The following is a 12857-nucleotide window of genomic DNA, read 5'->3' as shown; positions in this document are numbered from 1 at the left end:
GGGAGGACGTACTTGCAGCGAATCGCATTATCGATCCTGTGTTGTTTGATCATGGGAGCGATGCTCACCGGCTGCTGGAGCCGGCGGGAGCTGAATGACATTTCCATTGTCGTCGGCATTAGCATCGATAAGCAGGATGGCGAATATTTGCTGTCCGCGCAAGTCGTCATTCCCGAAGCCGTCGCGTCGAAGCAGGGGACGGGGGGAGGAGTCTCGACGTCTATCCTTCAATCGACGGCTCCTACCATGGTCGAAGCGATACGGAAGATGGTCAAAACCTCCCCGAGATACTTTTACTTATCGCATCTGCGGGTCCTGGTGATTAGCGAGCAGGTGGCCCGCGAAGGGGTGCAAGACATTCTGGACTTCTTTTCAAGAGACAGCGAGCTCCGCGCCGACTTTTACATCCTGCTTGCCAAAGGTCAACGCGCGGAAGACATCTTGAGCGTTGTCACGAGACTTGAAAAAGCACAGGCCACCAAGCTGTTTAAATCGCTGGAGTGGAACCGGAGATTAACCGGGGAAACGGCCAACGTGTTTTTGGACGAACTGCTGGCCGACTTAACCAGTGCGGGGAAAATGGCCGTGCTGTCGGGTGTCGAGATTTTAGGGGATAAGAGGCAGGCGGAGGAAATCAAAAACGTTCAAAAAAGCGCCGACTATGCGCATTTCAAGATGACATCCATTGGCGTATTCAAAGACGACAAGCTGATCGGCTGGTTGAACGAATCCGAAAGCAGGAGCTACAACTATATTACCGGGAAAATCCGGGGGGCGGTGGAAAGGGTTGCCTGCCCGAAGAAAGACACCTTAGACCTGCGCGTGAATCGGATCCACAGCAAACTCAAGGCCAACGTCGTGAAAGGAAAGCCTCAGGGCAGGGTGGACCTTTTCATAGAGGCCGATGTATCGGAAGTGAACTGCGCCATCAATTTAGATAAGCCGGAGTCGTTGCAAGCGCTGGAAAAAAAATTAGCGGAGAAATTGCAGGCCTCCTTGAAACAGGTGGTCCGCAAAGCGCAGAAAACCTACGGCTCGGACATTTTCGGATTTGGCAACGCGATTCATCGCGCCAATCCGAAAGCTTGGAAAAAGCTGAGCAAGCATTGGAAGAAAGAGTTCGTAACGATGCCCGTCGCCATTTCCGTCCAGGTAAAAGTCAGACGGACGGGAACACAGTCCAATTCGTTTATTAACGATATCCAGAAGAAGAAGGAGCAGTAGGTCATGCTGGCGATTGCAGGCATTCTTGCTTTCGGAGCGGTTATCGTTTGGATGGAAGTGCCCTATCTGCTGAAGAACAAAAGAAAGAAGGATTTATGGGTATTTTCCATCCTGTTGACCTTGGGCCTCGGGCTAAGTATTGCCAAAAGCATGCGGTTGGAAATCCCGAATCCCTTGGAATGGATCGCGTATTTCTACAAGCCGGTCAGCGATTATGTATTCGGGCTGTTGGAATCGTCGGATTAGCGGGTGATCGGGCATGGATGAGCGAATCAGCACAAGACAATTTAGGCTGCTTGTCATTTATTTTACGATTGGAAGCTCTGTCTTGTTCGTGCCTACAGTCACTGCGGCAGCAACCAAACAAGATGCATGGATTTCCATCGTTACGGGAATCGGACTAAACCTTCTCCTGGTTTATCTGTATATCGCCGTGGGGAATCGTTATCCCGGGCTAAGCATAGTGGAACTAAGCCAAATGCTGCTTGGCAAGTGGTTGGGCACGGCAGTGTCGATCTTTTTGATCGTCAACACGTTTGTAATTGGCGCCGTATCGTTAGTCGACTTCGCTGGAACGTTCGTGAGCCGGCAAATTATGCCCGATACCCCTGTATACGCCGCCAATATTCTTTACGTGCTGTCGGCCGTCATCGGATTGCGGCTGGGACTGCGAACGATAGCCCAGGCCGCGGAAGCGCTTTTTCCAATCATCACGGCGCTTTTTGTCATCATGATCTTAACCGTGTCGCCGAATATGGATACGGATAATTTGCAGCCCGTATTTGAAATGGGGCTCAAGCCGCACATCAAGGCCAACATCTCTTATTTCGCCTTCTCTGCTTTTCCTACGGTGTTTTTCCTGATGATATATCCCTCTTGCGTGAGGGAAGGGAAAAGGGCCTCGAAAGCTTTGCTGCTCGGTACTCTGATCGGCGGCCTGTTTCTGCTGATCATCACCGTCGTTTGCATAGCGGTACTTGGAGCGGAAGGAACAGCCCGGCAGGCTTATCCCAGCTATACGCTGGCCAAAAAAATCAATATCGCCAATTTTTTCACGCGCATTGAAGTGCTGATGGCGGCCTTATGGCTGATAGCGCTCTATTTTAAGCTGGTCGTTTATTTTTACGCGGGGATGAGAGGATTGGCACAATTGTTCAAAATGCCCGACAATCGCGCTCTGGTGCTGCCGTTAGGAGTGATTGCCATTGCCCTCTCCCGCATTTTATATCCGAGCGCCGCTTACCGGCACGAATGGGATACGAAGATATGGCCATTGTATGTCGGAACCTCTGGATTGATCATCCCCTTGCTTCTGCTTGGGATTGGGGCCGTCAAAAAGAGAATCCGAAACCGTTGATTCGACAAAGGGGGGAGTCAGATGGACAACGATAAAAAAATAACCGTCAGGCAATTTCTGATGATGGTCATTCTTTTCTCGATCGGCAGCTCCATTTTGTTCATCCCGTCAGGTGCCGCCGGATATACGAAACAAGGAGCGTGGATTTCCACCCTGGCTGGCATGGTGACAGGAGTACCGATTATTCTTTTATTCTTAAACTTAGCTCGCCGTTACCCCGACATGACCTTTGTCGAGATCAGCAACCAGCTGCTTGGAAGATGGTTAGGCACAGCCTTTTCGCTCTATTGGATTTTAACCGCTTTTATGGGCGGAGCGACAACCTTGGTTTATTACATGGGCAATTTTATTACGACGCAAATTATGCCCGATACGCCGGAATATACGATCAATATCATGTTTAGCGGCATTGTCGTCATGGGACTGCTGCTCGGAATGAATACGCTTGCGCGTGCGGTGGAAGTGCTTTTTCCGGTCGTAATCGTGCTTTTTTTCGTTCTCATTGTGTTCGTTTCCCCCAAAATACAAATCGAGCATTTCCTGCCGGTTATCGATTTTGGAATCAAGCCGTTCATCAAGGCCATTTTATTGTATATCAGCTATACGTCGATTCCCGTTGTCTTTTATTTAATGATTTACCCTTCTTCCGTCCGGGGAGGAACAAAAGCCGCGAAGGCGCTGCTGATCGGAAATCTCATCGGCGGCTCGTTGCTGTTGATCATTACGGCGGCATGCGTTGGCGTGCTGGGGGCCGGACCGACAGCCCGGCAATTTTACCCCAGCTATGCGTTGGCCAAACGTATCAATGTTGCCAATTTTATTACGCGAATCGAGGTTATCGTAGCAACCATCTGGATTATCGGGCTTTATTATAAGACGTCGATCTACTTCTATGCGATGCTGAAGGGAGCCGCGCAATTGTTTAGCGTACGCTCCGAGCGTGTGCTTGCGCTGCCACTGGGGCTGATCATGGTGGTGATGTCTCTGGTGGTTTATCCGAATTCCGCTTATCAGCTGCAGTGGGATGAACGAACGTGGACGTTGTACGGTCCGACCGCCGGGCTGATCTTTCCCCTGGTGCTGCTTGTCGTCGATATGGTTCGCAGCAAGAAAAAGCCGTAACGGCAGGTTACGGTCCGTAGATTCGAAATAAAATAACGGCGGAGCCGCCGTTTATTCCCGCGCCTTGCGGCATGGACCGATAAGGGCGCGGGTTCCCCGGGAGTAATGGAGCAGAGCGGGGGTCCCCAGGTCCAATCCGAATCCGCGCGTCAATGTCCCGCAACGGAAATCCGCTTCGGCCATTTGCAGCTCCCATGGGGCGTGAACGACCTGTCCCCGGTACAGTCCGCCGCTGCGTCCGCATCGGCAATAGTAGATATAGCGCTCCATCAGCCAATATTCGAGCGTTCCTTGCCGGGCGGCGAACGGGGTGGAGACAGGGCGGTATACGGCGCGGAAGGCTTCTTCCGGCCGGGAGGCCGACAGCCGCCGGCTTTGAACCGCAATGCTGCGGCCGTCCGCGCGGAAGCGCATCTTCGCTTGATGGTACGGAAGCCGGTACCACTGCTTGGCGATAGGAACAAGCAGGGGATGGGAAGCGTCCATGGACAAAAAAAAGATGGCGGATTCCCCGCCCGACCGGACATACGTACGGACGTTAATCTCCGGAAACGAGCGCATCCAGGGCAGGGAAGGCATGTATTTTAACCGTATTCCGCCGATGCGGAAGGGGAGGATGCCGATCCACGCCTTTCCATCCCAAGTGTCGATACCCAGCGCCTCAGGCACAAAGGAACGGATCGCATCGACCGGAACGGGCCAATGGGCGAATAAGAAATGCTCCCAGGTCTGCTTCATCGTCCATCGAAAAGCGGGCTGCGTCGTATTCAACTCGAACCTCCCTTTCTGCAGCTCGTCATCCATGGGGATTCGTTCCCGGCTTGTCCCAAGGCTCATAGGCCAATCTTACTTTGGTCACATGACTGGTCCACGCATCGAGGGCAACCATATCGTCGGAATTGACTTCCCGCAAAGCGCGTTTGCCGAGCGCGCTGATCGCAAGTTTCATTTCGTCCGTGCAAGAGTTTAAAAAGTTTTCCAAATAAACAGCGGCTTCTTCTTCGTTAAACCGTTCCTTTAAAGAACCGGTATACCAGGCAAGCTGTGTCGGAGGCTCCCAAGGCATCGCTTTCTTGACTTGATCATGCGTCATGGCCCAAAGCAGCGAGGTGCCCATATACACGCCGGTAGCTCCCAAGGCGATCGCTTTGAGGCATTCGCCAGGCTGCGAATACGCGCCTCCGGTCAGCAGGCTGATCGAATCCTTTGCGCCCCGTTTGCGAAGGTAACGAACTGCGCGTGATAAGGCGTAGATCGTCGGCAGCCCGAAATCGTCCTCCAGAATCGGCGCGCCGCCTTTCGTCCCCGCTTGACCGCCGTCGAGGCTGATAAAGTCGACGCCGGCCTGAATCGCGATTTCCAGATCTTGCTCCATCACCGCGCTCGCGCAAATTTTGACGCCGATCGGAACACCGCCGGTCAACTGACGGAGGCGTTCCACCACTTGCTTCAGCTCCGCAGGGCTCGAAATATCTTTATGCCGGCTCGGAATGACGGTGATGTCCTCGCCCTGCACTTGCATAATCTCGCTGGCTCGTCCCTCCAGATCTGCGGCTTGCAGAACGCTTGCGGTGCCGGCAAGCGCCCCCTGACCGAAGCGGATTTCAATCGCATCGGCTTGCTTTAAAATTTCCGGCGATTTGGACCAGTGGCCGGAGTTGTACTGAATGATCAAATATTTTGCGTTTTGCCGCTCCTCAGGCAGAAAGCCGCCTTCGCCCGTATTCGTGCTTGTTCCGACGTTGGCTGTTCCTTTGGCGATGGCGATTTTTACCTTTTCGTTCAAGCCTACGCCATAGCCCATTCCTGCGGCGAGGATCGGGATATCGAGCACCAACGGCTTTTTTGCCTTGGGGCCAATCACGGTTGTCATATCGATTTCCACGTCTTCTTGTGTCGGAAGCACGGATAATTGTGCGGGAGAGAACACGAGTCCCTCAAAATGGAGGAACTTGCGCGGGCTTCCGAACGGGCGCTCGATCACAGCGCCGGAAGCGGCGCGGATGCTGTTTTCAACGACAGTAATGGGACTGATCCGGGTCATCGCCGTGACCACTTCCCAGATATTGGACTCGTAAGGATTGGACATCAGCCGTTTCGTAAAACGCCCGACGATCCACTTGATGATGCTCCTCGAGCACAGTAGGGCGAGCATGCCGGAAAGAACGACGGCCGCAAGCGACCCGGCAAACGAACCGAGCATAAACCAAGCCCATTTCGTTGACATAAGAAAGACCTCTTCCGATTCGAATCGTTAAAAGGAGAAACGTAGGTTAGTGTGTACACGAAAAAGGCGGATTATACCAAATAAGGGATTTTAAACATCCGATTGCCGCTTTTTGCAAGAGCTTCTTCAAGAAGTGCCCGGAAACCACCCGGGATCCCCCCAAATCATCTGCCAGAGCGGATCCGGGATCACGAGACGCTGTTGCGCGTCAGCCCGGAGCATCGTTTCGATATCCGTTTCGCGGCCTTGCTTGATCTTCTCGATCCAGTCGGGATCGATCACCAGCCCGCGGGCGAGCGAAATGAGGTCTACGCCGGTTTCATACGCTTCCAACGCTTCATCCGCCGTGTAGATCGAGCCGCCGCCGATGACCGGCGCACGGCTTCCGACAACTTCCTTGATCAGCTCAAGGCGGGTACGGGTACTGTCAGCCCCGCGGCGCGGCCGGGAGCGGTAATCGTTCGTCAGCACATGAAGGTAATCCAGCTCCCGCTCCGCCAGCGCATCGGCCAAGCGCAGCGCGTCGGCCATCGTAAGCCCCGGCGTTGTCGCTTCCTCGGGAGTAAAGCGGTACCCGACGATGAACGGTCGATCAGCATGGGTGGCCACGGCTTTTTTCACCTCGTCGATGACTGCGAGAGGAAAGGTCAATCGCTTCTCGACGCTCCCGCCCCATCGATCCTGGCGGCGGTTCCCGTGCGGCGAATAAAACTGCTGGAGCAGCAAGCCGAAAGCGCCATGGATCTCGACGCCGTCGAATCCGGCGATAACGGCGCGGCGCGCGGCGTCTCCGAACTGCCGGATCAGCTCCTCGATCTCATACGGCGTCAGAGCCCGGGGGAGGACGAACCCTCCGGCTTCATCCTTTACCGCGCTCGGACCGACGACGTCGCTGTTCGGAACGAGTCCGGGGGCCGCGTTTCGCCCGCTATGATGAAGCTGCAGCACCGCTTTCGTGCCTTGCGCTTGAATAACCCGGGCCCACCGTCTCAGCTCCGGTATCATTTCGTCGCGGTCGGCCGCGGGCTCCCCGGCGACGCCTTTTCCTCCCGGGGCGATGTAGGCGCAGGCCGTAACGACCATGCCGGCGCCTTTGGAACGCCGGGCGATAAAATGCAGCTCCTCGTCCGTCAAGGTTCCGTCCGGACGGGACGTATAGTGGGTCATCGGCGCTACGACGATCCGGTTGTCAAGCGTGATGCCGCTTCGCAGCGCGAGCGGTTCGAACAAAGGGGCATACCGTGGATTCATAAGACGGATTCGACCTTTCTTTGGAAATATAGTATACTATTATGTATGTTAAGTTGATTTAATCAAAAGGCCGCAAAAAAATCAATCTTTTTCCACGGCCTGCGGCCCGATATGCGGAAGCTGCCGGTCGATCCGGCGAGCGCCCAAGGCTTTTTAATTTTTTCCAAGATGGGTAATCTTAAGATGTACTTATATCAAGGAGGGTGCTAACGATGGAATTCCGAACCGAAAGAGACACGATGGGCGAAATTCAAGTGCCTGCGGACAAATTATGGGGCGCTCAAACCCAGCGGAGCAAGGAGAATTTCAAGATCGGCACGGAGCGGATGCCGCTGGAAATCGTCCGGGCGTTCGCGCTGCTGAAGAAGGGGGCTGCCGCAGCGAACCTGAAGCTGGGCAAGCTGGAGCCGGAAAAGGCGGAAGCGATCGCCCAAGCGGCCGATGAAGTCAGCAGCGGACAATGGGACGACCATTTTCCGCTCGTCGTATGGCAGACCGGCAGCGGCACGCAGTCCAACATGAATGCGAACGAAGTTATCGCGAGAAGGGCGTCGCAGTTGCTCGAAGCGAAGGGAAACGGGCTGCGGATTCACCCGAACGACGACGTGAACCGCTCGCAAAGCTCGAACGATACGTTCCCGACCGCGATGCATATCGCCGGTGTGCTGGCGGTGCGGCAGCAGCTGCTGCCCTCCCTTCAACGGCTCAAGGAAACGCTCGGCAATAAAGCCAAGGAATTTGCGGATATCGTCAAAATCGGTCGTACGCATCTGCAGGATGCGACACCGCTGACGCTCGGGCAGGAAATCAGCGGCTGGTGGGCCATGCTGGAGAAAACGGAGCGAATGATCCGCGAAAGCTTGGAGCCGATGCGGGAGCTGGCGATCGGCGGCACGGCCGTCGGAACGGGATTGAACGCCCATCCGAAATTCGGCGAGACGGTTGCCGAGGAAATTTCCCGCTATACGGGAGAAACCTTCGTCTCGGCCGAGAATAAATTTCACGGACTGACCAGCCACGATCAAATCGTATATAGCCACGGCGCAATCAAAGCGCTAGCCGCCGATCTGATGAAGATCGCCAACGATGTCCGGTGGCTGGCGAGCGGCCCGCGCTGCGGCATCGGCGAGCTGCGCATCCCGGAGAACGAACCGGGCAGCTCGATTATGCCGGGCAAGGTGAACCCGACCCAGAGCGAAGCGATGACGATGGTCGCCTGCCAGGTGATGGGCAACGATGCGGTGATCGGCTTTGCGGCCAGTCAAGGAAATTTCGAATTGAACGTATTTAAGCCGGTCATTATTCACAACTACCTGCAGTCCGTCCGTCTGCTCGCGGACGCGATGGATTCGTTCAACGAGCACTGCGCCGTCGGCATCGAGCCGAACCGCGAGGTCATTCAGCGGTACTTGGACGAATCGCTGATGCTGGTTACGGCGCTGAACCCGCATATCGGCTACGAGAAAGCGGCAGCAATCGCCAAATCGGCGCACAAGGAAGGACTAACGCTCAAGGAAGCGGCGATCCGGAGCGGCTATTTGACGGAGGAGCAATTCGTGGCGATCGTGCGTCCGGAGGAAATGATTCATCCGAAAGAATAAACGGGAAGAGACAGCCTGAAGCGGGCTGTCTTTTTACTTTTTCAAGCCTGCGGATTGTATAGGGCTGAGTTGGGTCATGCGCGTGAACATCAAGGCTATGTCCCATGGCGTATGTTTACAGCCCTGTTCAAGCCAATATTGAACGATGCCCAGATGCGCGGAGATTAAATAGGCCGTCAAATAATCCCACGGCACCGGCACATGGTCTTCGCTGTGGTGAAATTCGTTGAACTTGTCCAATAAATGAACCCGCATGAACTCTTGGAATTTCGATGAAAAGGCCGGGTCCCCCTTCGGCCCCAGCATCACGCTGAAAAAGCGTACATGCTTGCCGAAATATTCGAACAGCCGGACCGTGAACGGAAAGGGGGTATCCGGGGACTCGTGCAGGACCAGATCCAGCGGATCGAACGTTTGGGCGATCTGTCGGAGCCCCTGCATCATGTCTTCGGTGGTTTTCTCCAGAAGATCGTATTTATCGGCATAATGCAAATAAAAGGTACCCCGGTTCAGCCCCGCTTTTGACGTGATATCCTTCACCGTGATTCGTTCGAAGCCTTGCTCCTCCATCAGCTCAAGCAGCGCCTCCCGCAGCATGTGCATCGTCCGGACAATTCGGGGATCGTTCGTATTCTCGGACACTTCCTTCCATCCTTTCGCTCGATATATTGTGTAAAAGTTGTCAAATATAGGCTGATTTCGGGCTGTTTAGTAGACATTTTCCGCCGGACTGTCCATGGTATCGTCTCCAATTAACACTATAATAGACAGTGTGATCATTAATCAACACAAAGTTCATTTGAGGAGGCGTATTTATGGAAAAGTCCGCGATTATCGATTTTGGTCAAGTCCGCGAGCTCAGCACCCCGGAGGAGCGTTTCAACCCGTTCCGATGGTATCGCAAAATGAGAGAAGAGTCCCCCGTCCGTTGGGATGAGGAGCGCCGTACGTGGGATGTTTTCAGCTACGAGGAAGTGAAAACGGTATTGGATCGGAAGGAGATCTTTTCGTCCCGTATTTTTCGCGACGGGAAGTCGCTGTTCGAGAACAGCCTTCTCAATCTTGACCCGCCGAAGCACACGCAGATGCGCGACATTGTCAACAGAGCTTTTACTCCCAAGGCGATGAAGGATTGGGAACCGCGGATTCAGGCAATTACCGACGAATTGTTGGATGCTGCCGGAGGAGAACGGGAAATCGACCTTGTCGAGCAACTATCTTACCCGCTTCCGGTTCTGGTGATCGCCGCCATGCTTGGAGTTCCTGCGAAAGACAAGCGGAAATTTAAGGATTGGTCGGACCAGGCCGTTGCCGGGCCGGCCAACAACAGCGAAGAAGCCATCAACGAGCAGCACCGGAAGCAGCAGCAGGTGGTCGGGGAGCTTTACGCTTATTTCAAGGAAATCATCGAGCTGAAAAAACAGGAGCCCGCAGACGACATCATTTCCGTGCTGCTTGAGGCCAGCGTGAACGGAGAGAGCTTGACGGAGGAGGAAATCGTCGGGTTTTGCATACTGCTGCTCATTGCCGGAAACGAAACTACGACCAACTTGATTACCAATGCGATCTACACGTTTTTGGAATACCCGGAGGTGTACCGGCAAATCAAAAATCAGCCGGACGAATTGGTGCCTGCGGCCATTGAAGAAGTGCTGCGCTTCCGTTCGCCGGTTCAATCGGTTTTCCGTTATGTAAAGGAAGACGTCACCCTGGGAGGGAAAAAGCTGCGCGCAGGGGAATACGTCATCGCCTGGATGGGCGCGGCCAATCGCGATGAAAAGCATTTTCAGGATTCGGAGCGGTTCGTGGTGCCGCGCAAGCCGAATCCGCACATGGCCTTTGGCCGGGGCATCCATTTTTGTCTCGGGGCACCGCTGGCGCGCATGGAAGCGGAGATCGCCTTAAAGGCATGGATCCGGCGGTATCCCGACTTCCGGTTAAGCGCGGGTTTTACTTTAAAGCCGCTTGAAAGCTCGTTCGCCTACGGGATCAAAGAGCTGCTGATCACTGTTTAGGATTAGCGCCTCTGCAGGTCGGTCAGGTCAACCGGCCTGCCGTTTTTTTGCGTGTTTTTCCAAGGAACGGGTCGACGGGAAGGGGGTTATGGTATAATATGATGAAGCACGTTTTCGAAATACGGCTTGCAAATGCCGGTGCCTTACGCTGCAAGTTTCATCGGCATAGGAGAGGAAAGTTGACGGATGAAGACGCTTGTTATCGCCGAGAAGCCGGACATGGGGCGCAATATTGCGGCCGCCATCGAGCCGAAGGCGAAAAATCAACGCACGCATATTGAAGGCGAACAGTATATTATCACCTGGGCCATCGGGCACCTGATCGGCCTCGCCGAACCGGATGCCTATGATGAAAAATACAAAAAATGGAACTTCAACGATTTGCCGATCATTCCGGAGCGGTTCAAGCTGGTGCCCAATCCGAAGACGAAGGACCAGCTTAAGGTCATCGCCGAGCTGGCCAAACGGAGCACGCTGCTGATTAACGCTTGCGACGCCGGGCGGGAGGGGCAGCATATTTTTTCCCTCATCCAGCGGCACCTGAAGCTGTCCCAGCCGGTCAAGCGGCTGTGGATCTCCGACCTGACGCCGGAGACGATCCGCAAAGGCTTCGCCGAGCTGCGCGAGGGCGCGGAATTCGAGCCGCTGACGAGGGCGGCCCGGGCGCGGAGCGAGGCGGATTGGCTGATTGGGATGAACGGCTCGCGCGCGTTTACGACGAAGCACCGCGAGCTGCTGTCCGTCGGGCGGGTGCAGACGCCGGTGCTGGCGCTTCTGTACGACCGGCAGAAGGAGATCGAGGCGTTTACGTCGAGCAAGTACTACGAAGTCGAAGCATGGTTTACGCAAGGGGAGACCAAATACCGCGGGCTGTGGCAGGGGGACAAGCTGACCGACGGCGAGAAAGCGGCGGCGCTCGCTGCCAAGGTCAAAGGGAAGACCGGCCGGATCGAGAGCTACGACGTGAAGGATACGAAGGAGTATCCGTTCAAGCTCTACGATCTGACCTTACTGCAGCGCGAAGCGAATGCGAAATTCGGATTTTCCGCCAAAAAAACGCTCGATCTCGCCCAGGCGCTCTACGAGAAGCATAAGGCGATCAGCTACCCGCGGACGAACTCCAACTATGTGACGGAGCAAAACATTCCCGAGATGCACCGGGCGCTCGACCAGCTCGGCAAGACGGGCTATGCGCCGCTTGTCCAGCAGGCGGACAAAAAGCTGGTGCACAAAAACAACAAAGCGGTCTGCAATCCGGCGAAGGTGGAAGATCACCATGCGATTCTGCCGACGCACAAAATGCCAAACGGGCTCGCGCCCGACGAACAAAAGCTGTACGACTTGATCGTACGGCGGTTTTTGTCGCATTTTTATCCCGCGGCGATGTACAAGCTTCATACGATCGTGACGTGGGCTGAGGGCGAACGGTTCAAGAGCACGGTCAAGCAGCTGCTGTCCCTGGGCTGGAAGGTCATTTATGCCGACCAGAAAAAGGAAAAGGACAAGCCGTCCCGGGGCAAGGCCAAAGCCGACCGTGAGCAGGAAGAGGATGCCGTCGCCGAGGAGGAGACCGACGCTCCGTTCGCGCTCGATCCGGCGCAGGATGTGCTGTGCAAGGACAGCGCGGCGAAGGAGAAGGAGACCCAGCCGCCGAAGGCGTACACCGAAGGCACGCTGCTGAAGGCGATGGAAAGCGCGGGCAAGCAGATCGAGGACGAGGAGCTGCGCGACGCGATGAAGGATTCCGGGCTCGGTACGCCGGCCACGCGCGCATCGGTCATCGAGCGGCTGAAGCAGGTCGGCTACGTGGTGATGCAGGGCAAGCGCATCGCGATTACGCCGAAGGGCCGCACGGCGGTCGAGCTGATCCGCGGCGCAGGCGTCGAGCTGCTGACGTCGCCGGAGATGACCGGGCAGTGGGAGCGGCGGCTGAACGAGATCGCGCGTGGAGCGGCGTCGCACGAGACGTTCATGAAGAACGTCGAGCGCTTTGCCGCCCTGATCGTCGAGAAGGTGCGGGGACAGAAGCCCGCGGCGAAGCAGGCGTTCGAAGGCGATGC

The 12857-nt window shown here is 55.4% G+C and carries 11 protein-coding genes; 7 read left to right on the top strand and 4 right to left on the bottom strand.

The genetic code is table 11. The annotated features are described in order from the left end of the window. Positions 1 to 12 precede the first annotated feature (12 nt). The 4 genes from PEH01S_RS08780 to PEH01S_RS08765 are packed head-to-tail and all read left to right on the top strand — an operon-like array spanning position 13 to position 3703. A complete protein-coding gene (locus PEH01S_RS08780; RefSeq protein WP_164827744.1) occupies positions 13 to 1224 on the top strand; it encodes a Ger(x)C family spore germination protein in 1212 nt (403 codons plus the stop codon). Positions 1225 to 1227: 3 nt separating this feature from the next. Then, on the top strand, positions 1228 to 1470 hold the full coding sequence (locus tag PEH01S_RS08775; RefSeq protein WP_025844487.1) for a hypothetical protein: 243 nt from the start codon (positions 1228 to 1230) through the stop codon (positions 1468 to 1470). 13 nt (positions 1471 to 1483) lie between these two features. Next, a complete protein-coding gene (locus PEH01S_RS08770) occupies positions 1484 to 2581 on the top strand; it encodes a GerAB/ArcD/ProY family transporter (protein WP_127484903.1) in 1098 nt (365 codons plus the stop codon). A gap of 21 nt (positions 2582 to 2602) precedes the next feature. Next, a complete protein-coding gene (locus tag PEH01S_RS08765; protein WP_127484901.1) occupies positions 2603 to 3703 on the top strand; it encodes a GerAB/ArcD/ProY family transporter in 1101 nt (366 codons plus the stop codon). Positions 3704 to 3754: 51 nt separating this feature from the next. On the opposite strand, the gene PEH01S_RS08760 is transcribed toward PEH01S_RS08765, so the two are convergent. The 3 genes from PEH01S_RS08760 to PEH01S_RS08750 form a co-directional block, all read right to left on the bottom strand. Beyond that, entirely contained in the window at positions 3755 to 4507 is a 753-nt protein-coding gene (locus PEH01S_RS08760) for a YqjF family protein (RefSeq protein ID WP_025844492.1), read from the bottom strand. Next, a complete protein-coding gene (locus PEH01S_RS08755; RefSeq protein WP_025844494.1) occupies positions 4500 to 5930 on the bottom strand; it encodes an FMN-binding glutamate synthase family protein in 1431 nt (476 codons plus the stop codon). The genes PEH01S_RS08760 and PEH01S_RS08755 overlap by 8 nt, the downstream gene beginning before the upstream one ends. A 126-nt stretch (positions 5931 to 6056) precedes the next feature. Then, positions 6057 to 7181: an NADH-dependent flavin oxidoreductase gene (locus tag PEH01S_RS08750; protein ID WP_127484899.1), complete on the bottom strand. Its 1125-nt coding sequence runs from the start codon at positions 7179 to 7181 to the stop codon at positions 6057 to 6059. Between the two features lie 212 nt (positions 7182 to 7393). On the opposite strand from PEH01S_RS08750, the gene fumC reads away from it, so the two are divergent. Continuing rightward, positions 7394 to 8782 (top strand): class II fumarate hydratase, encoded by a 1389-nt coding sequence (gene fumC, locus PEH01S_RS08745; RefSeq protein WP_025844498.1) that lies wholly within the window; start codon positions 7394 to 7396, stop codon positions 8780 to 8782. 33 nt (positions 8783 to 8815) lie between these two features. On the opposite strand, the gene PEH01S_RS08740 is transcribed toward fumC, so the two are convergent. Next, positions 8816 to 9424: a TetR/AcrR family transcriptional regulator gene (locus PEH01S_RS08740; protein ID WP_127484896.1), complete on the bottom strand. Its 609-nt coding sequence runs from the start codon at positions 9422 to 9424 to the stop codon at positions 8816 to 8818. Positions 9425 to 9597: 173 nt separating this feature from the next. Between PEH01S_RS08740 and PEH01S_RS08735 the strand changes: the two genes are divergently transcribed. Then, the gene (locus PEH01S_RS08735) at positions 9598 to 10797 is read left to right on the top strand and encodes a cytochrome P450 (RefSeq protein ID WP_127484894.1); all 1200 of its coding nucleotides are present in this window, start codon (positions 9598 to 9600) and stop codon (positions 10795 to 10797) included. A gap of 186 nt (positions 10798 to 10983) precedes the next feature. Then, a partial coding sequence (locus PEH01S_RS08730; protein ID WP_127484892.1) for a DNA topoisomerase 3 occupies positions 10984 to 12857 on the top strand: 1874 nt, incomplete at its 3' end.

The organism is Paenibacillus ehimensis NBRC 15659, assembly GCF_004000785.1.
In the GTDB taxonomy this organism is placed as follows: domain Bacteria; phylum Bacillota; class Bacilli; order Paenibacillales; family NBRC-103111; genus Paenibacillus_G; species Paenibacillus_G ehimensis.
Note: the sequence above shows the minus strand (reverse complement) of the source record. Positions and strands in the feature narration are given on the sequence as shown.

What these genes read in the sequence shown, in the direction of transcription:
- PEH01S_RS08765 (WP_127484901.1), top strand. Translation starts at nt 2,603, where the DNA reads ATGGACAACGATAAAAAAATAACCGTCAGGCAATTTCTGATGATGGTC.
- PEH01S_RS08775 (WP_025844487.1), top strand. Translation starts at nt 1,228, where the DNA reads ATGCTGGCGATTGCAGGCATTCTTGCTTTCGGAGCGGTTATCGTTTGG.
- PEH01S_RS08760 (WP_025844492.1), bottom strand. Translation starts at nt 4,507, where the DNA reads ATGGATGACGAGCTGCAGAAAGGGAGGTTCGAGTTGAATACGACGCAG.
- PEH01S_RS08750 (WP_127484899.1), bottom strand. Translation starts at nt 7,181, where the DNA reads ATGAATCCACGGTATGCCCCTTTGTTCGAACCGCTCGCGCTGCGAAGC.
- PEH01S_RS08770 (WP_127484903.1), top strand. Translation starts at nt 1,484, where the DNA reads ATGGATGAGCGAATCAGCACAAGACAATTTAGGCTGCTTGTCATTTAT.
- PEH01S_RS08755 (WP_025844494.1), bottom strand. Translation starts at nt 5,930, where the DNA reads ATGTCAACGAAATGGGCTTGGTTTATGCTCGGTTCGTTTGCCGGGTCG.
- PEH01S_RS08735 (WP_127484894.1), top strand. Translation starts at nt 9,598, where the DNA reads ATGGAAAAGTCCGCGATTATCGATTTTGGTCAAGTCCGCGAGCTCAGC.
- fumC (WP_025844498.1), top strand. Translation starts at nt 7,394, where the DNA reads ATGGAATTCCGAACCGAAAGAGACACGATGGGCGAAATTCAAGTGCCT.